This window comes from Alloalcanivorax balearicus MACL04 (assembly GCF_025532145.1).
Lineage (GTDB): Bacteria > Pseudomonadota > Gammaproteobacteria > Pseudomonadales > Alcanivoracaceae > Alloalcanivorax > Alloalcanivorax balearicus.
Genome location: NZ_ARXS01000004.1, coordinates 117,088 through 136,623, shown reverse-complemented (window position 1 = coordinate 136,623; position 19,536 = coordinate 117,088). Strand labels below are relative to the sequence as shown.

Below are 19,536 nucleotides of genomic sequence, written 5' to 3'. Positions count from 1 at the left end.
TTTATGCGTTATATTTGTGCGCTCGCCCCTTTTTTGATCACTGTTTTAAGTCTTTTCGTCCACTTCACGGAAGCGCTTCCCTCGCTTCGCATCAAGCGATATGGTTCTCTCCTGATGTATACATTAGGGATGCCCGACCATGTCCAAGACTTTGCTGATCCGAGCCAGCCTGCTGACACCACTGGACACGAACCGCTGGCAGTACATCAGTGACGGCGGCCTTTTGATCAAGGCCGGCCGCATCGTCGACGTGGACCGGATTGAACAATTCGCCGACGGCCGGGACCGCAACACCCTGGAGCTGGACGGCTTGCTGGTACCCGGTTTCGCGGATGTTCATATTCATTGGGTGCAACATCATGTTCGCGGGCGCTTCCAGACCGATCTGATGGAATGGTTGCGCGAACACATCTGGCCGGAAGAAGCCGGCTTCGAGCACGCCGGGCTGGCCCATGGTCATGCCCGTGCTTTCTTCAGCGATACGCTCCGCGCCGGTACCACCCTGGGCATGGCCTATTCCAGCCCGCACGATGGCGCCCTGCGCATCGCCGCCGGACACGCCAGAGGCGACTGGATCCTGGGCAACGCCATCATGGAAAAATCCGCCCCGGAGCCGCTGCGCAGAGCCAGTCCGGATAACGCCGAGGCCGTGGCGCCGTTATTGGAGGAACTGGGCACCGCGCACTACGCCATTACTCCACGCTTTGCTCTCAATTGCAGCGCCCGGCTGATGAAGGAGCTGGGAGAGCTGGCACAACGCACCGGTGCCTTTGTACAGACGCATTTGTCTGAGTCCCCGCAGGAGATCCGGGAAGTCCGGGAGGCCTTCCCCGAAGCGCTGGACTACACCGACGTTTATGATCGGGCCGGGTTGTTGACCCCACGCACCGTGCTTGGCCACTGCATTCATCTTTCCCAGCGCGAGTACCACACCCTCGCCCAGCGGCACAGCTGGATCGCCCATTGCCCGTCAAGCAACGAAGCCCTGGACAGCGGCCGGATGGATCTGGAAGCGGTACGGCGGCACCGGCTGAGGTTTGCTCTGGCTTCGGATGTGGGAGCAGGGCCTAGCCACAGCATGCTGCACGTCATGCAGCGCTTTGTGGACCAGCATCGTGCCGCCGGTGTGCCGGTAACACCAGAAGAAGCGCTCTACCGGGCCACCCAGGCCGGCGCGGATTGCCTTGGGAGAGGCGGCGAAGCCGGCAGTTTGACCGCCGGGAAAAGGGCGGACTTCGTTCTGCTGCCACGCCCGGCCGGCAAAGCCGGTATCGAGGACTGGTTCGAGGAATTACTGCGCGGAAATACCGCCGATCTGGAGCGGCGCCCATTACAAACCTGGCTCGGCGGCACTCCGGTCTCACCCGACCCGGTCACATAAACGCAGTAACGCGATACGATTCACTTGCTCCACCGCGATCCTCCGTTCCTGTTCCAGGTCGTGCTCCAAACGGGCGGCAAAGGCCTCCAGAATGTCTCCACGATGCAACCCTTTTACCGCGATAATGAAAGGGAAACCGAAACGCTTTTGATAAGCGTCGTTAAACGTTTGAAACCGGGCGAATTCTTCCGGGGTGCATTGGTCAAGACCGGCGGAAGCCTGCTCCGCGCTGGAGTCCCGAGTCAGTTCACCGGCCAGCGCGGCCTTGCCGGCCAGATCCGGATGCGCTCGTAACACGTCCCGTTGGCGCTCCGGATCCGCCGTGCGGAATACCCGCCCCATCACCTCCGCCAACCCTTGCGGCGTGTCCTGCGGCTCGCCGAGCCCCAGCTGGTAAGTCTCTCTGGCAATCCATGGAGAATGTTCATAAACATCGCCGAACCGGTCGACGAAATCGGCCTCGCTGAGCCGGCTCGGGCGTGGTGTCAGACGGACGATGGTTTCAGCCATGGTGCTCCATCCAGTGTCGGGCAATATCGATACGCCGGGCGAACCACACCCCGTTATGGGCGCACAGGTATTTAAGGAACCGTTCCAGTGCCGCGGCCCGGCCCGGACGCCCCGCCAGCCGGCAATGCAAACCCACCGACAACATGCGCGGCTGCTCCGCCCCCTCCTGATACAGCGTGTCGAAAGCATCACGCAGGTATGTGAAAAACTGATCGCCGCTGTTGAAACCACCAGGGCTGGCGAAACGCATGTCGTTGGCATCCAGCGTGTAGGGCACCACCAAATGTTTTCGCCCGGACACGGTCGTCCAGAACGGCAGCTCATCACTGTAGTCGTCGGCGTCATAGAGAAAGCCGCCGTGCTCCACCACCAGCCGCCGGGTATTCGGACTGGTGCGGCCGGTGTACCAGCCCAGCGGCGGCGTGCCGGCGGCGCGTGTCAGCGCCTCCACCGCGCGACCGATATGTTCCGCCTCCAGCGACTCCGGCACATATTGATAGTCAATCCAGCGATAGCCGTGACTGCAGATTTCGTGGCCCTGCTCCACCATGGTGCGAATGACTTCCGGATGCCGCTCCGCCGCCATGCCCACGGCAAACACGGTGAGCGGAATCCGATAGCGTTGAAACAGCTTCAACAGGCGCCACACCCCGACCCGGCTGCCGTATTCATAGAGCGATTCCATGCTCATGTGACGTACGCCTTCGCGCGCGTCGGCCCCGACCATTTCAGATAAGAAGGACTCCGAAGCCGGATCACCGTGCAGGATGCAATTCTCCCCTCCTTCTTCGTAATTAAGCACGAACTGCACCGCCACACGGGCACCATCAGGCCAGCGTGGATTCGGCGGACTGGCCCCATAGCCGATCAGGTCACGGGGATAAGACGGGTTGCTCATGCTTGCCTCCACTCTGGCATCAATCATGCATGTATACATTTACTGATAAATATTGTCGACATTAAATATGAACACAGGAGCGCACATGGGCCGATTGACCACCCACGTTCTGGACACCAGCAGTGGCTGTCCCGCCGCCGGCCTCGATCTCCAGTTGTGGCGAATGGAGGGAAACCAGGCCCGTCTGTTGACCGAATGCAAAACCAATGCCGATGGACGTTGCGACGCGCCGCTGCTTGAAGGCGTCACGATGATAAGCGGGGTATACCAACTAAACTTCGCGGTGGGGGACTACTTCCTTGCCCAAGGCATTTCCTCATCAACCCCGGCGTTTCTAGATGACGTAGTGGTCCAGTTCGGCATCAGCTCCCCCGACCAGCATTACCACGTTCCACTGCTGGTCTCTCCCTACGGTTACAGCACCTACCGCGGCAGTTAACAGGGGAGAAACGATGGAAGCGCATCTGTACGAATGGGCCAACCTGCTGATCCGCTGGCTGCACATCACCGTCGGCATAGCCTGGATAGGGGCTTCTTTCTATTTCAATTGGCTGGAGAACCATCTGCAGCGAGAGGGCCAAAAGCCACCGGGCGTCGCTGGTACTCTCTGGGCCATCCACGGTGGCGGCTTTTACTACCTGCAGAAATATCAGGTGGCGCCGGAACAACTGCCCGAACGTCTGCACTGGTTCAAATGGGAAGCCTATTACACCTGGATGAGCGGCTTCTTGCTGTTGTTCGTGGTCTATTACCTGAATGCCGGAACCAATCTGATCGATCCCTCGGTGGCGGAGTTATCCCCGCTTGCCGCCAGTCTGATCGGCATTAGCGTTCTGATTCTCTCCTGGCTGGTGTACGACGGATTGTGCCGCTCACCACTGGGCCGGCGTCCAGCGCTGCTGGCGGCAGTGGGCTTTATCTTGCTGGTGGCTCTGGCCTGGGGACTGAGCCAGATTTTCAGCGGCCGTGGCGCCTATATTCATGTCGGCGCCGCCATTGGCACCTGCATGGTCGCCAACGTCTTTTTCGTGATCATTCCCGGCCAGCGCGCCATGGTGGACGCCATGACCGCCGGTCGCGAACCGGATGCCGCCAGGGGCCTGGCCGGAGCGCAACGCTCCCGGCACAACAATTATCTGACTCTGCCGGTGCTGTTCATCATGATCAGCAACCATTTCCCCGGTACCTACGGCAGCCACTGGAACTGGTTGATTCTGGCCACCCTGATGGCGGCCAGCATGGTGATCCGTCACTACTTCAACATCCGTCATCTGCCCCGGCCCGCCAAGATCGCATTACCGTTGGCCGGCGCGGCCGGACTGGTCGTGTTGATCGTACTGACCAAACCATCCGGACCAGCACCGGTGGAAGCGAACCTGCCACCGGTGCCCTTCTCCCAGGTGCAAAGCATCGTGCAGGAACGCTGTGCCGGCTGCCATGCGGCGCGCCCTGATTTCGCCGGCTTCGCCACGCCACCCAAGGGCGTGCGGCTGGATACGCCGGCGCAAATCCGCGCCCACAAAACCCAGATCGGCCAGTTGGCCGTGACCACTTCGGTGATGCCGCCAGGCAACATCACCCGCATCACCGACGACGAACGCGCGTTGCTGGCCCGCTGGTTGCAACAAGGCGCGGAACACAATTCGGAAAACAGTCAGACGGAATAAACCGGCAGTGACCGGAACCATGGAGCCTCCAATGACGGACACCATCATCGCCTACCCTAATCTCGCCGCCGCCCGGCTGGGCACCGAGATCGTATCGGTTACCGACCAGTTCTTCGCCAGCGCCGAACGCATGTTGGCGGAGACACCCCCCCGATTCATCGCCGACAAATTCGATGATCACGGCAAATGGATGGATGGCTGGGAAACCCGCCGCCGCCGCGGCCCCGGACACGACAGTGCAATCGTGCGTCTGGGCGCCCCCGGTGACGTCCACCAGCTGGAAATCGATACCGCTCACTTCACCGGCAACTACCCCATGGCCGCCTCCGTGGACGCCTGCGTCCTCGACGATGGCGAGGATCCGGCTTCCGCTCGCTGGCAGCCCCTGCTGACCATGACCGCTCTGCAAGGCGACCATCCGCACCGCTTCACCTTGCCTGCCCCACGCCATGCCACCCACGTTCGTCTGAACCTCTATCCCGACGGCGGCGTCGCGCGCTTTCGTGTGCTGGGCTGCCCACGAGTGGACTGGGCCGGCGTTGACGCGGACCAGGAAGTGGAACTGTCGGCGGCCCGGCTTGGCGGCCAGGTCCTGGCTCTGAGCGACGCCCACTACGGCTGGCCGCACGCCCTGCTCTATCCGGGCCGGGGCCTGAACATGGGGGACGGCTGGGAAACCCGGCGCCGCCGCGAACCGGGTTTCGACTGGTGCGTGATCGGTCTGGGCCACCGTGGCCGTGTCACCGGGCTGGAAGTGGACACCGCCTTTTTCAAAGGCAACTTTCCAGCTCAGGTATCGGTGCAAGCGGCCAGTCTGGAAGACCATGCGGACACCGCCCTGCTGCGTGCCTCCAGTATGTTCTGGCCAACGCTGCTGACACCGCAACCGTTGGGCCCGGATGCCATACACCACTTCCAGGACCAGTTGGAGACCCTGGATGCGGTGACCCATGTTCGTCTCAATATGCATCCGGACGGCGGCATCAGCCGCTTCCGCGTGTTCGGCCAAATACAATGACCACTCAAGAGCTGACACTGGAGCCGTTGACGGCGGAGGCGTTCACCCCCTTCGGCGACCTCATCCACAGCCATGAGCGGGACTACTTCCTGATCAACGATGGCCAATGCCGGCGTTACCACCGGCTGGCCAAAGTGGAAACCGGCACGGACGGCAGCGCCATTCTCAGTCTGTTCCGGCCACAACCGATCTCACTACCGCACACTTTGGTGCTGATGGAACGCCACCCCCTCGGCAGCCAGGCGTTCGTGCCGCTGGCCGGCCAGCCTTACATAGTGGTGGTCGCCCCTCCCGGACCACCGCCGGCGGTGGCGGACCTGCGCGCTTTTTTGATCACCGACGGCACCGGCGTCAACTATCACGCGGGCACCTGGCATCATCCCCTGCTGGCCCTTTCGCCTGACGGCGACTTCCTGGTAGTGGACCGGGAAGGCCCGGGCCACAACTGCGAGGAACATCTTCTGGAGGGTATCCGCCTTCCGGTTGCACCCGTATAAAGGTCTGTATACATTCCGCTAGTCCAAAAAAGAAGGAACAACGGTACCCATGGCTGTCGATCCCCGTACGGACAAACAGGCCGCCGCGTCGCTAGGCGCCATGCACACCACTGGTGGCCGGGGCTCGCGCAAGGCCAGCGACCAGACCATCTACGATTCCATCTATCAGGCGGTGCTCACCCAGCGGCTGCCTCCCGGCTCGAAACTGCCGGAAGTGGCGTTAAGCGAACTGTTCGGAGTGAGCCGGTCCATCGTGCGCAAGGCACTGACCCGGCTGGCATCCGATCACGTCACCGAACAAAGCCCCAATCAAATGGCGGTGGTGGCCAGACCCGGCATTGAGGAAACCCGACAAATTTTCGCCGCCCGCCGCCTGGTGGAAGGGGAGGTCACCCGCCTGGTGGCCGGCACCCTGGGCAAATCCGAGGCACAAGCCCTGCGCAAACTGATCAAGGAAGAAAAGAGCGCCCACGAGCGCGGCCAGGACCAACACCGCGTGCACTGCTCCATGGCAATTCACCAATATCTGGCTCGCCAGTGCCCCAATCAGGTGCTCGGCAAGATGATGCTGGAACTGGTATTGCGCACCTCCATTGTCATCGCGCTATACAAAGCCCCGGGCATCACCGCCTGCTTTCTTGGTAATGATCACGGTCGCCTGGCCGACCTGATTATCAAGGGCGAGGCGGACCAGGCCGCGCAACTGGCGCGGGAACACCTGGACACCCTTGAAGGCCTGTTGGATCTGGATGAGCCCTCCGGCGACATCGATCTGGCAAGCATCTTGCGTTACACCTGAGGTAAAACGGACCGCTGGTCCTGGCGACGGCCCTCTCGGCCGGGTTTGAGTGTGCGCCACCGGTGGCGGTATACAGGTCAGTGTACGTTCTTCCGCGCGGTCCTCGGGTCGCGCTGATTCGCGTTTTTGCTTTTCTGCTTTTTAAAAAAAGGGAGCCCGGGTGATGAGCCGCACTTTGCTACTGAAAAACGCCACTGTAGTGGCGACCATGGACGATCACGGTACCGAGATCCGTGACGGCGCCGTTCTGATCGAAGGCAACCGCATTCGCGCGGTGGGCCCGAGCCACACCCTGTCCCGGGAGGCGGACGAAACCATCGACCTCAGTGGCCATGTGCTGATACCCGGTCTGGTCAACACCCATCACCATATGTTCCAGAGCCTGACCCGGGCCTTACCGGCGGCGCAGAACGCCGAGCTGTTCGACTGGCTCGATGCCCTGTTTCCGGTCTGGGCCAATATCACTCCGGAAATGATGACGGTGTCGGCGCAAACCGCCATGGCGGAATTGATGCTTTCCGGGTGCACCACCGCCGCCGACCACGCTTACTTCTATGTCAATGGCGGCCGCCTGGAGGACAACATCGAGGCGGCTTCGATCATGGGCCTGCGGTATCACGGTGTCCGTGGCGCCATTACGCTGGGCAAAAGCCAGGGCGGGCTGCCGCCGGATCTGGTGGTGGAGAAGGACGAGGACGCGGTGCTCAAGGAAATGCAGCGAGTGGTGGAAGCGCACCACGACGCCAGTAGCGACGCCATGCTGCAGGTAGCGCTGGGACCATCGTCGCCGTTCACGGTAACACCGGATCTGATGCGCCAGAGCGCGGTTCTGGCGCGCAATCTCGGCGTGCGACTGCATACCCATACCGCCGAAAACGGCAAGGATCTGGCGTTCAGCCAGCAGCGGTATGGCATGACACCGGCACAGTTCGCTGAGGAAATGAACTGGGTCGGCGATGACGTCTGGCACGCTCACTGTGTGCACCTGGACGATCACGGCATTCAGCTGTTCGGCCGCACCGGCACCGGCGTGGCCCACTGCCCCTGTTCCAATATGCGCCTGGCATCGGGCCACGCCCCGATCCGTCGCATGCTGGATAACGGTGTCCGTGTCGGCCTGGGCGTGGACGGCTCCGCTTCCAACGACGGCAACGATCTGTTGGGAGAGGCCCGCCAGGCCATGCTGGTGGCGCGGGTCCGTGACGAAGATCCAGCAGCCCTTTCGGCCCGCGAAGCCCTGCGGCTGGCTACCCGCGGCGGCGCCGAAGTACTGGGGCGCGGTGATCATCTGGGGCGTATTCAGGCTGGCTACTGCGCTGATCTGGTGGCCTGGAAACTGGACGACATCGCCTTCGCCGGCGGCTTGTCCGATCCGCTGGCGGCCCTGTTGTTCTGTGCGCCCCGACGAGTTTCGCTGAGTATCGTCAATGGCAAGACGGTGGTGCGCGACGGACAACTCACCACCGTGGAACTGCCACGTCTGGTGGAACGGCACAATCAATTGTCGCGGATATTGATCGACGGTGATTGATCCACGGTTAGAGAGGCTCCCGATGAGCACACGGTTGCGCGTTCATTCTCCGGCGGTGGTGTACTTCGACGCGGTACGCCGCGCCGGCTCCATACGGGAAGCGGCACGACGCCTGTTCGTGGCGTCCTCCGCGGTCAACCGGCAGATCCTGAAACTCGAGGACGAAGTGGGTACGCCGCTGTTCGAGCGGCTGCCCGGTGGACTCAGACTGACCACCGCCGGTGAGATCTTCGCCCGGCATGCCCTGGTGGTATTGCAGGACGCGGAACGGGCCCGCTCGGAGCTGGACGCGCTCAAAGGGCTGCGCACCGGTCACGTGGAAATCGCCACCGTGGAAGGGGTCACCTCGGACTTCATGCCCACCATCATTGAACGGGCCCGGGAGCACTTTCCGAAAGTGACCCTGGGCGTGGTCACCCTCGGCTCCCGCGACATTCCCGAAGCGGTAACCAGCGGCGCCGCCGACCTGGGCATGGCCTTCGCCCTGCAACGCAGCACCGGCCTGCGACAGATCATGGTGGGGCGGTTCCGGCTCGGTGCTCTGGTGCCGGCGGAGCACCCCCTGGCGCAACGGCACGAAGTCAGCTTCGCCACCTGTGCCGAATACCCTCTGATCCTGGCGAAGGCCGATCTATCGGTATACCACCTGCTCAAACCGGCCATCGAACGCGCCGGCGTCGGCGACAAGGGCGTGGTGCAATCCAACTCGGTGGAGCTGGGCAAGGAGCTGGCACGACGCGGTGTTGGCGTCACCTTTCAGACCCGTATCGGTCTGGAAGCGGAATTAAGTGCTGGCACACTCAGGCATATCCCTCTCAACGACAACGGCCCGGTTTTCAGCGACCTCGGCATCTACACCCGTACCGGCCGCTCCCTGCCGGTGGCGGCCGACGCGGTGGCAAGATTGCTGGCCGATGAACTGGCGGAACGGGAACGCCGCGAGGCCAACGACATCGGCGAGCCATTGACCGATTGATCACCGGCACCGCTGCCGGATCGGCATCGGCACGGTCGATATTCTCTTCTTTGGCACCGCCGCGGCTCCGCGCACACTGGTTGGTGAGGATCGTCCGCCAGCGAGAGAGGTTCCATGACGAGCACCCTGCAAGCGCAAAAGGTCAATCAACAGTCGCTGCCGATCATCGATATCGGGGCCTTGATCGACGGCGACGAGAAACAACGCCGGGCGGTTGCCGAACAACTCAGCGCCGCCTGCCGCGACAAGGGCTTCTTCTACATTCGCAACCACGGTATCGAAGCGCGCCTGCAGGCCCGGGTGTTTGCTGCCGCCAAGGCGTTCTTCGAACAGCCACTGGAGATGAAAAAGCAAGTCGACAAAGCGCTGTCGCCCGCTAACCGGGGTTATGAACCACTGCGCGGCCAGACCCTGGAAGCGGATGCCCCACCCGATCTTAAGGAAGGCTACTACATTGGCCGTGACCTGCCGGACGACCATCCGGCGGTACGCGCCGGTAAGTTCAACCACGGCGCCAACCAGTGGCCACCACAGGCCGGCTTTCGTGAAGCAATGGAAGCCTACTTCGAAGCTATGAACGTGCTGAGTGCGCGAATCATGCAAGGGTTGGCGCTATCACTGTCCTTGCCGGAAGACTATTTCGCTGATTTTTGCCGTGAGCCGATGGCGGTCCTGCGTTTGTTGCACTACCCGCCGCAACCGGGCAATCCCGAGCCCGGCGAAAAAGGCTGCGGCGCCCACACCGATTTTGGCGGCATCACCTTGCTGCTGCAGGATGACAATCCCGGTCTGCAGGTCTGGGACCAGGCCAGTCAGGGCTGGATTCACGCCGATCCCGTTCCCGGCACCTATGTGGTGAACCTGGGCGACATGATCGCCCGCTGGACCAATGACCGTTATCGCTCGACCCTGCATCGCGTGGTCAACCTGTCCGGCCGGGAACGTTTCTCCGTGCCGTTCTTCCATTCCGGAAATCCGGATCATCAGGTGCGGTGCCTGCCCAGCTGTCTGGCCCCCGGCGCCTCGCCGAAGTATCCGCCGGTCACTGTCGAGCAACACATGATCGACATGTATCAACGCACCTATAAGTAACTCAAGTAACTCGATGAACGATGTCATTCTGATTCACGGCGCCTGGGCCGGTGCCTGGGTTTGGGACGCCCTGGCACCACTGTTGCGCCGGCAAGGATTCCGCCCCCACGCGCTGAATCTGCCCGGCAATGGCCACGGTACCGGCACCGCGGAGCAGGCCGATTTCGCGGACTGTGTCGCTTGTGTGGAAACGGCCCTCGATCAACTCGACGGCCCGACCTTTCTGGTGGCGCACTCGGGCGGTGGCGTGATCGCCACCCAGGCGGCGGAGAATCGCCCTGACCGCATTGCCGGCGTCGCCTACGTGGCCGGAATGATGTTGCCCACGGGCACCGGGTTCGCCGACCTGACCCGGCATCTGGTCCAGCGGAATCCCGCCGCCGCCGGCATAGGCCCACACTTGATCTGGGACGAAGCACGCCGCTACAGCGAAGTGCCACCCGCCTCGGCCCGCGACATCTTCTTTCAGGACGTCGACGATGCGCCCGCCTGGGCCGCCGCCCGGCAGCTCACGCCGCAACCGGAAGGTGTTCGCGCCGGCGTCGCACACTGGACAGCAGAACGCTTTGGCACACTACCACGCCTCTACGTGGAAGCGTTGCATGACCGCTCGGTGATCCTAGCGGCGCAGCGCTGGATGCAACAACAGGTTCCCGGGGCCGAAGTCGCCACTCTCGATACAGGGCATGCCCCGCAATTGGCTTCTCCCGCCGAGCTTGGAGAGATACTGGGGAGTTTCTTTCGCCGCGTTAGCACACATGACAAGGCATGCCCCTTGCATGGACCACTATAGCGAGACAACGGCGTGTCGCCGCACGCGACCCCGGACTAAAAAGGAGTTACCCATGATCAAGCGTTTCAGACGTTACCTTTTGACGGCCTCACTTGTCAGTATGGCGGCGAGCGCCCAGGCGGCGGATAAAATCCGCTGGCTCAACGACTGGTTGCCCGCTGGTGACAAGGCAATCATTTACCTCGCCGTGGAAAAAGGCTTGTTCGCGGCCGAGGACATCGACGTGGAAATCATGTCCGGGCGCGGCTCCAGCGATGTGGTCACCAAACTGGCCACCGGCGCTGCCGACATGGGCACCGGTGGCCTGTCCGCGCTACTGCAAGCGAAGGCAGGGGCCACCGTGCCAGTGACCGCCGTGCTTTCCGTTTATACCAAACAGCCGGATGCGGTTTTCGTCAGTGCCGATTCCGGCATCGAAACCCTGGACGATCTGAAAGGAAAGAATCTCGCCACCGCCACCTTCTCCGCCTCCAATGTCACATGGCCGCTGGTCCTGGAGGCCAACGGCATGTCGCCGAACGATGTGCGTGTCACCAAAGTGGACCCCGGTGCCATGGGCCCGATGATGAGTACCGGCCGGGTGGACGGCACCATCAACTGGATCACCAAGCTGCCGGCCTTCAACGCCTTGATGGAACAGGCCGGCAAGGAGATCCGGGTTTTACCCTGGTCTGATTATGGATTTGATGGCTATGGCCTCTCGGTGTTCGCATCCGACCGTCTGATCAAGGAAAAGCCGGAGCTGGTCAGAAAGGTACTGGCCATTTATCGCCAGGCGCAAAAAATGGCCATTGAAGATCCCCAACAAGCGGGAGCAGCGCTGAAAGCGAAGGTGGCGGAAGTGGACGCGGAGGTGGTCGCCGAGGAATTTTCCGCCTCCATTCCCCTGATGCAAAACGAAATCAGCGAGCGCGATGGCGCCGGCGTTTTCAATCCCATTCTCCTGGCCACCACCTGGAAGTGGGTCGCCAAGGCACAGGATCTGCCGGAGGACACTCTGAATCCCGCCGACGCCGTCAGTGCTGATTTCATCAGCAAGTAGGCGAGCACCACATCAAGAAAACGTTTTCATTGCACGCGGGTCCGGGTTTTCCGGCCCGCGTTTTTTTGGATCTATCGGGGTTGAGAGAAGGCACGCATCTCCATTGGAGCCGCTGTGGGAGCTTGCCTGCAGGCGAATCTTGGGCCAGGAAACTCATTCGCTTGCAGGCAAGCTCCTACAGTAGCTTCGTAGCCCCTTCCGTGCCAGCGACCGTCCGGCAACGGCTCGCGCGGAAATCTCTGCTTTTGGCGCGCATGTTGCAACGCTCGCACTATGACGGCCATTTCAGGTGGCTTCGAAGATTCAAACCCGATTCGAGGTTTTCATGGTGCCCCACGACGATAACGACAGCCCGCGACCAAGCATTCGCTTCAATAATGTGGGCCAGGTGTTCACTTCCTCCGATGGCAGCGTCATCAACGCGCTGGACGGCGTCAGCTTCGACATTCATAAGCACGAGTTCATTGCCGTTATCGGCCCTTCCGGCTGCGGCAAATCCACGCTGCTTCGAGTGATCGCCGGGCTGGTGCAGCCCACTTCCGGGCAAGCGCAAATCTATGGTTTGCCGGTAACCGAGCCCCGCGAGGAAATCGGCATCGTGTTCCAACAGCCCACCCTGCTGCCCTGGCTCAATGTGGTGGACAACATAACCTTTCCGATGAAGCACAAGTATGGCCGCGTCACCCTTGAGGAAAAACAGCGGGCACAGGAATTATTGGACACCGTGGGGCTGCGGGACTTCGCCCATAAACGCCCCTCCGAACTGTCCGGCGGCATGCAACAGCGGGTGGGTATCGCCCGTGCCCTGCTGCACGATCCGGATATCCTGTTGATGGACGAGCCGTTTTCCGCCCTCGACGCCCTGACCCGTGACGAGATGAGTTTCGAGCTGCTACGCATCTGGACCGAGCGCCCCAAAACAGTGCTGTTCATCACCCACTCCATTCCCGAAGCCCTGCTGCTGGCGGACCGCATCCTGGTGATGTCCGCCCGCCCCGGACGCATTCGCGAAATCATCGACGTGGGCCTGCCACGCCCGCGCACTCTGAAAACCCTGTCGGAGCCCCGCTTCCATGAAATCGCCAACCATATCCGCGGCCAGGTCTTCAGCCATGCGGTCCTCGCCTGAATCCGCCGGGCGCGTGCTTCTGAGACTGCTGGACCGCGGAGCACCGGTCCTTGCCGCGCTGCTGTTGCTGCTGATCTGGGAGCTTGGCTGTCGCCTGCTGGACGTGCCGGTGTATCTGCTACCGCCTCCCAGCGCCATCGTTGAAGGCGCACTGGCGGTGAGCCCGAGCAGTTGGGGTGGCCATATCTGGGCAACGCTCCGGGTCAGCCTGCTGGGCTACGCGCTGGCGGTAATTATCGGCATTCCGTTGGCGGTGGCGCTGGCCAACAGCCGGCTGCTATCCCGAACACTCTACCCAATGCTGGTGGTGGTACAGTCCACACCCGTCGTCGCCGTGGCGCCGATTATCGTGGTGGTGCTGGGTGCCGGCGACGCGCCGCGCATCGTCATTACGTTTCTGATCACCTTTTTCCCCATTGTTGTGTCCACCGTCACCGGGCTGATGTCGACGCCGCCTGAACTGCTGGAGCTTTCCCGCTCCCTCGGAGCCAGCCGTTGGCGCGAGATTCGCAACATTCAACTGCCTTTCGCGGTGCCGCATATTTTTTCCGCACTGCGCATTTCCATCACGCTGGCCATTATCGGCGCGGTGGTCGCGGAATTTGTCGCCGCCGAGAACGGGTTGGGATTCTTCATCGCCTTCTCCACCTCTTTTTTCAAAGTGCCCCAGGCGTTTGCCGCACTGGCCATTCTGGTCACCATCAGCCTGATCCTGTTCCGGCTGGTGGCGATGATCCAAAAATGGTGGTTTCCCTGGAGCCTGCCGAAATCCTGAGCGCACTTTGTTCCTCGTTCCAGGCCCGCTCCCCGAATACAGTCACAGCGATTAAGAGATGAACAAGTCAACCATGAACGCCGATAAAGCACTGCCGAAACTGGATCACGAGCACTATATACGGCAAAGCTTCCTGGTCGCCGAACGGGCGCTGAAAGGCGGTTGCCATCCGTTCGGTGCGCTACTTGTCAGCGCCGATGGAGAAATTCTGATGGAACAGGAGAACGCCTTCCTGCCTGATCATGACATGACCGGCCACGCCGAACGGGTGATCCTTACGCGTGCTTCCCGGACCTACTCGCCAGACTTTCTTTCCCGATGCACGCTCTATACCTCCGCCGAGCCCTGTGTCATGTGCGCCGGGGCGGCCTATTGGGCCGGCGTCGGACGTGTGGTCTACGGTCTTTCCGAAAAGCAACTCAAAGTGATTACCGGCAACCACCCCGAGAATCCAACCCTGGACCTGCCCTGCCGGACCGTTTTCGCCGCCGGGCAGCGCTCCGTTCAGGTGATCGGACCACTACTGGAACAGGAAGCCGCCGCTCTTCACCTGCGCTTTTGGAAAGAAAAGAAAGACTGACCAGTATGTATCTCCGCGTCATTATATCGTCACCTGACTGGTCCACAGTGCTCTTCTTTTTCACGGCACCAAACCTGGTGCCCTGATCTGGAGAGTACTTTTAATGTCATTTCTTTTTTCCCACAACTCTCGCATTTCTTTATTGTCGGCCATCACCCTCGCCACTTTCCTGAGCGCCTGCGGCGGCTCAGGGGGCAGTTCCTCACCCTCTCCGGAACCCACCCCTGAACCCACCCCGGAGCCGACTCCGGAACCGCAACCCAGCGGGGCCTGGAGCGCCGGCGATCTGCATGTGCATACCTATCAATCCGACGATGCCCAGGTGTCCCTGGAAAGCGTGCTGGACGACGCCTTCACCCGCTACGACCTGGACTGGCTCACCATTTCCAATCATCTGCGCACGTCCTATCGGGATCATGACGGCGCCGAGCTGGGAGAATCCATACCCTTTTATCAGGCGCTCATCGACTACGAAGTGCCTTATCTGAAGCAGGCCCTGGAGCAGGATCGCTATCCCGGCGCCTTGATCTATTCCTCTTTCGAGTGGGACATGCCGACCCACGATCACGTCAATGTCGGCATCGGCATGGACGACCCGATGTCCGAGGCCAATCTGCAGGCGGTGGCGGAATTCGAGTATCTGTTCACCACCCGCGATGCCAGCCTTTTCGATCCTGCCCTGGTGGAAAGTCTGGGCGACCAGCCGCGTGCCAACGCTACCCACGAGGACGCCCTCAGCGCGTTAGGCTGGCTGCGCGATAATCACCCCGACAGCTATATGCTGTTGAACCACCCTTCCCGCTACAGGGGCAAATACACCATTGCCCAGATCCGCCAGATGCACGATCTGGCGCCCGATCAGTTCTTCACCATCGAAGGCATGGTCGGCAATCAGATGGAGCCGGATCGTGGCGGCTATGCCGAGGCCTATACCGAAGAGAACCTGAGCTCGCGTACCTATGGCGGTGTCGACTATCTGGTGGCGAAACTGGGTGGCACCTGGGACGCGCTGCTGGGTGAAGGCCGGCGGATCTGGAACGTGGCCAACTCCGACTACCATTTCACCACGGCGCAAGGCCGATACAGCAGCGGCTACGCCCCTGGCGAGTACGCCAAAACCTATGTCTGGAAGGATGGCGAGGATGCTTCCGCCCTGCTGGACGGTCTGCGCGGCGGCCGTCTGTTCGGCGTTTTCGGTGATCTGATCGACGCTCTGGAGTTTCAGGCCGAGGGCACTGAGACCAGCACGCCGATGGGGGGTACTCTGACGGCGGCCCAGGGCGAGCAAGTGACGGTGACCATCCGCTTCCGCAGCCCGCAAACCAATCACTACGAGTATCCGCTGGAAAGCGGCCAGTCCGCCTACATGAAACCGACGGTGGATCATGTGGACCTGATCGTCGGCGATGTGCAGGCGCCCGCGCAACCCGATTCCGCCGATTACCAGTCCGCCAGCAATCCGAGCACCCGGGTTCTGGCGCGCTTCACCGCCAACGACTGGACCGTGGACGAAGACGGCTACACTGTCATCACCCACACTCTCACCGTGACCGGCGATCAGTACCTGCGCTTACGCGGCACCAATCTGGCGGTCAATGTGCCCGGTCAAATGGAAGACGGCGAGCCGCTGCCGGACGCCAAAGTAGAGGTGGTCAATGACGCCGCCCGCTTTGATGCCATCAACGCTCGTAATTACAACGATCTGTGGTTCTACTCCAACCCTATTTTCATCAGCGTGGAGTGACCCGTCCCGGCGAAAGCGGCCATCGGCCGCTTTCAGCCCTTGCCGAAATCACCCCTGTTAATAACCAGCCATCAAAAAATAGGCTGGAGAACCAATTTCAATACCCACCTCTCCTCATTTATAATTGCCTCACATTACCTCAAATAAGCTTGCACCGGCGCTCCGGCCTTACCGTGAGCCGCGCCGTAGTGTCGCTCATGGAGTTTCAATGAAGTCCTGGATCCGCCGCCTGCTGCCGTTCACGCAGTGGCCCCGTCCCCGCGCCCAGTCACTGCGCAAGGACGCCTTTGCCGGCATTACCGTGGGACTGGTACTGATTCCTCAAGCCATCGCCTACGCCACCCTGGCGGGCATGCCGCCGGTCACCGGGCTCTATGCCGCGCTGCTGCCCAGTGTCGTGGGGATTCTGTGGGGCTCCTCGGCGCTGCTCGCGGTGGGCCCGGTGGCCCTAACCAGCCTGCTGACCTACGCCGCGCTGCACCCTCTGGCCGAACCGGAAAGTGGGCAATGGGTGGTGCTGGCCATCTGGCTGGCGTTGTATGCCGGTCTGATCCAGTTCCTGCTTGGCGCCTTTCGCCTTGGAGTGATCGCTAACTTCATCTCCAACGCCGTGATAACGGGATTCATCAACGCGGCGGCACTGATCATTTTACTGTCTCAAGTGCCGGCCCTGATCGGCCTGGAGGGTCAGAACTTCAGCGCTGCCCTGGCCGGCCTCCAGCGTCATCTGGCCGATGCCGACGCCGCCTGGCTATGGACCCTGGCTTTCGGCCTGGGGTCGATCGCACTGCTGTGGCTGCAAAAACGCTTCGCGCCACGCCTGCCCGGTGTTCTGGTGGTGTGTGTGGTGGGCATCGCGGTCAGTGCCCTGTTTAGCTATCAGGCACTGGGAGGGAATGTGGTGGGACTGATTCCCGCCGGCCTGCCCGCCCCCCAATGGCCGCCCTCGCTGACCCTTGAACAACACCGCGCCTTGCTGCCGGCGGCGGTGATCATCGCCCTGATCAGCTTTACCGAAGCCATGGCCAGTGCCCGCACCCTGCCCAATCCGGACGGCCGACTTTGGAATCAGAATCAGGAACTGGTGGGCCAGGGCCTGGCCAAGATCACCAGCGGCCTGAGCGGCGCCTTTCCGGTAAGCGGCTCCTTCTCCCGCAGCGCCCTGAATCTCTACGTTGGAGCCACCAGTGGCTGGTCGGCGCTGTTCGCCGCCCTGTGTACGCTGGTCTGTCTGCTGTTTTTTACCGGCTATCTGCAACATCTGCCCCGCGCGGTGCTGGCGGCGATCATCATTGTGCCGGTGCTCAATCTGATCCAGCCGAAGGCCTTTCTGCATCTGTTCCGTACCTCGCGGGACGACGGCGTGGTGGCCGTGGCCACCTTCATCGCCACACTGATCGCGGTGCCGTACCTGCATTGGGGCGTCCTCACTGGCTTTCTGCTAGCGATGGTGTTCTTTCTTTACCGGCGCGCCCACCCGCGCCTGATTGAACTGGGACTGGATCCCGCCGGCACCTTGCGCGACCGCACCCTCAACGGCCTGCCACCGATCGCGCCGGGGGTATTGTCTCTGCGGCTGGACGCCTCCCTGACCTACATCACCGCACCGTTAATGGACCGCTTCATCCGCGAACGCCTGCAAAAAGAAACCGATCTCCGGGTTATCTTGATTTGCGCCTCTGCGGTCAATGACATGGACGCCACCGGTGCCGACACCCTGTCCCAATTGCATCAGGACCTGCAGCGGCGCGGCATCCGGCTGGCTCTGTCCGGGGTGAAAAAGCAGGTGCGCGATCGCCTGGCCCACATCGGCTTGCTGCAACGGCTCGGTGACGACAATCTGTTCGTCAACAATCGCGAGGCGATCGTGGCTCTGAAGGCAAAGGCGCCCGAGCAAGACTGACCCGGGCCGGGAACCCCTCCGGCCCGCTGGCGTCCAATCTTCCGTGGAGCCACAGGGAGAAGCCTCATGCGCCTGCTTATCGCCCTCCTGGCGGCCGGCCTGCTGGCCACCAGCACGGTTCATGCCGACGGCTACGACTACATCCGCGGTGATGATGTCTACGAGGAAGACTACAACTACGGCCTCGACTACGAAGGCCTGAGCAGTACCCCGCGTTCCCGCCTGCAAAACAATGATTCCGGCTCTCTTGAGAAGAACCCCATGGAAAAACACAAGCTGGAAATCAAGGATATGACCGGTACGGAGGGCCAGAGTCCGCCACGAAATACCGCCAAGCCGTTTTCCTCACCGAAGCGGCATGAGCCGCCCAAGCTCGATCTGCCGGTGCCGGGACGCTGACCAGGAGCAGGCTCCGGTCACGTTCCCGGCGTTTTCAACCTGACAAACCCGCCGCTTTTGGACAACATAGACCGGGATCATGAGAAGGGACGCCGCCGGCATCGCCGGACGGAACGGGTACGCCATGAAACGCTTTTTTCTTTCGCTGCTGGGTTTGGCCGTCATCGTGGTGCTGGGAACACAACTGTGGTTCCTCGGCCAGGTACTGTATTTACGTGCCTACAACCCGCAAAATACCGCCTTCATGGAACGGTCCCGCCAGCACGGCACGGTGCAGTATCTGTGGCGTGATTACGATCAGATCGCCACGGACCTGAAACGGGCGGTACTGGTCTCCGAGGATGCCCGCTTCGTTGAGCATATCGGCTTTGACTGGCGCGGGATCCGCCACGCCATCGAGCGCAACCGCAAGGCGGGACGCCCGGTGGCCGGGGGCTCCACCATCACCCAGCAGTTGGCCAAGAACCTGTTCCTGAACAGCGACCGCAGCTACTGGCGCAAAGGGCAGGAGGCAATGATCGCGTTGATGCTGGAAGCCACCATGTCCAAACAGCGGATTCTGGAGTTGTATTTGAATACCGCCCAATGGGGCAACCGGATTTTCGGTGCCGAAGCCGCTGCCCGGCATTACTTCGGCATCAGCGCCGCGTCCTTGGGGCCGGCGCAGGCGGCGCAACTGGCGGCGATGCTGCCGCGCCCCAGCTACTACGACGTGCGTGGTGTCACCGATTACGTTCACCAACGCACCCAGTGGATACAAAATCAGCTCCCACTGGTGGCCTTACCAGACCGGGGCTGAACA

General features: G+C 61.7%; 20 protein-coding genes. 18 read left to right on the top strand and 2 right to left on the bottom strand.

Annotated elements, in window-relative coordinates; translation table 11 throughout:
• Positions 1-139: 139 nt before the first annotated feature.
• Positions 140-1,381, top strand: a complete 1,242-nt coding sequence (locus MA04_RS05190) for an amidohydrolase family protein (RefSeq protein ID WP_262459683.1) — start codon at positions 140-142, stop codon at positions 1,379-1,381.
• Here MA04_RS05190 and uraD read toward each other — a convergent pair.
• Positions 1,361-1,891 carry a 2-oxo-4-hydroxy-4-carboxy-5-ureidoimidazoline decarboxylase gene (uraD, locus tag MA04_RS05185; protein ID WP_262459682.1) on the bottom strand — a complete coding sequence of 177 codons (531 nt, stop codon included), beginning with the start codon at positions 1,889-1,891 and terminating at the stop codon, positions 1,361-1,363. The genes MA04_RS05190 and uraD overlap by 21 nt on opposite strands.
• Positions 1,884-2,789, bottom strand: a complete 906-nt coding sequence (puuE, locus tag MA04_RS05180; protein WP_262459681.1) for an allantoinase PuuE — start codon at positions 2,787-2,789, stop codon at positions 1,884-1,886. The genes uraD and puuE overlap by 8 nt, the downstream gene beginning before the upstream one ends.
• Before the next feature lie 85 nt (positions 2,790-2,874).
• On the opposite strand from puuE, the gene uraH reads away from it, so the two are divergent.
• The 17 genes from uraH to mtgA all read left to right on the top strand — a co-directional run bounded on the left by uraH (position 2,875) and on the right by mtgA (position 19,533).
• Complete coding sequence (uraH, locus tag MA04_RS05175) at positions 2,875-3,228, top strand: hydroxyisourate hydrolase (RefSeq protein WP_262459680.1); 354 nt, start codon at positions 2,875-2,877, stop codon at positions 3,226-3,228.
• A 13-nt stretch (positions 3,229-3,241) separates the two neighbouring features.
• A complete protein-coding gene (locus MA04_RS05170) occupies positions 3,242-4,456 on the top strand; it encodes a urate hydroxylase PuuD (protein WP_262459679.1) in 1,215 nt (404 codons plus the stop codon).
• A 31-nt stretch (positions 4,457-4,487) separates the two neighbouring features.
• Complete coding sequence (alc, locus tag MA04_RS05165) at positions 4,488-5,474, top strand: allantoicase (RefSeq protein ID WP_262459678.1); 987 nt, start codon at positions 4,488-4,490, stop codon at positions 5,472-5,474.
• A complete protein-coding gene (locus MA04_RS05160; RefSeq protein WP_262459677.1) occupies positions 5,471-5,971 on the top strand; it encodes an ureidoglycolate lyase in 501 nt (166 codons plus the stop codon). Before alc ends, MA04_RS05160 begins: the two co-directional genes overlap by 4 nt.
• A gap of 49 nt (positions 5,972-6,020) precedes the next feature.
• On the top strand, positions 6,021-6,770 hold the full coding sequence (locus MA04_RS05155; protein WP_262459676.1) for a GntR family transcriptional regulator: 750 nt from the start codon (positions 6,021-6,023) through the stop codon (positions 6,768-6,770).
• Positions 6,771-6,933: 163 nt separating this feature from the next.
• Complete coding sequence (locus MA04_RS05150) at positions 6,934-8,301, top strand: 8-oxoguanine deaminase (RefSeq protein WP_163121751.1); 1,368 nt, start codon at positions 6,934-6,936, stop codon at positions 8,299-8,301.
• Between the two features lie 22 nt (positions 8,302-8,323).
• Positions 8,324-9,277 carry a LysR family transcriptional regulator gene (locus MA04_RS05145; RefSeq protein ID WP_163121753.1) on the top strand — a complete coding sequence of 318 codons (954 nt, stop codon included), beginning with the start codon at positions 8,324-8,326 and terminating at the stop codon, positions 9,275-9,277.
• Positions 9,278-9,391: 114 nt separating this feature from the next.
• The gene (locus tag MA04_RS05140; RefSeq protein WP_262459675.1) at positions 9,392-10,369 is read left to right on the top strand and encodes an isopenicillin N synthase family dioxygenase; all 978 of its coding nucleotides are present in this window, start codon (positions 9,392-9,394) and stop codon (positions 10,367-10,369) included.
• Positions 10,370-10,382: 13 nt separating this feature from the next.
• On the top strand, positions 10,383-11,162 hold the full coding sequence (locus tag MA04_RS05135) for an alpha/beta fold hydrolase (protein WP_163121757.1): 780 nt from the start codon (positions 10,383-10,385) through the stop codon (positions 11,160-11,162).
• Positions 11,163-11,214: 52 nt separating this feature from the next.
• Positions 11,215-12,204 (top strand): ABC transporter substrate-binding protein, encoded by a 990-nt coding sequence (locus MA04_RS05130; RefSeq protein ID WP_262459674.1) that lies wholly within the window; start codon positions 11,215-11,217, stop codon positions 12,202-12,204.
• Positions 12,205-12,493: 289 nt separating this feature from the next.
• Positions 12,494-13,333, top strand: a complete 840-nt coding sequence (locus tag MA04_RS05125; protein WP_316252579.1) for an ABC transporter ATP-binding protein — start codon at positions 12,494-12,496, stop codon at positions 13,331-13,333.
• Positions 13,317-14,108: an ABC transporter permease gene (locus MA04_RS05120; protein ID WP_262459673.1), complete on the top strand. Its 792-nt coding sequence runs from the start codon at positions 13,317-13,319 to the stop codon at positions 14,106-14,108. Before MA04_RS05125 ends, MA04_RS05120 begins: the two co-directional genes overlap by 17 nt.
• Before the next feature lie 58 nt (positions 14,109-14,166).
• A complete protein-coding gene (locus MA04_RS05115; protein ID WP_262459672.1) occupies positions 14,167-14,688 on the top strand; it encodes a nucleoside deaminase in 522 nt (173 codons plus the stop codon).
• Positions 14,689-14,791: 103 nt separating this feature from the next.
• A complete protein-coding gene (locus tag MA04_RS05110; RefSeq protein WP_262459671.1) occupies positions 14,792-16,432 on the top strand; it encodes an S-layer protein in 1,641 nt (546 codons plus the stop codon).
• Between the two features lie 208 nt (positions 16,433-16,640).
• The gene (locus MA04_RS05105; protein WP_262459669.1) at positions 16,641-18,335 is read left to right on the top strand and encodes a SulP family inorganic anion transporter; all 1,695 of its coding nucleotides are present in this window, start codon (positions 16,641-16,643) and stop codon (positions 18,333-18,335) included.
• 66 nt (positions 18,336-18,401) lie between these two features.
• Positions 18,402-18,734, top strand: coding sequence for a hypothetical protein (locus MA04_RS05100; protein ID WP_262459668.1), 333 nt, complete (start codon positions 18,402-18,404; stop codon positions 18,732-18,734).
• 79 nt (positions 18,735-18,813) lie between these two features.
• The gene (mtgA, locus tag MA04_RS05095; protein ID WP_262459667.1) at positions 18,814-19,533 is read left to right on the top strand and encodes a monofunctional biosynthetic peptidoglycan transglycosylase; all 720 of its coding nucleotides are present in this window, start codon (positions 18,814-18,816) and stop codon (positions 19,531-19,533) included.
• The last annotated feature ends 3 nt before the right edge of the window (positions 19,534-19,536 follow it).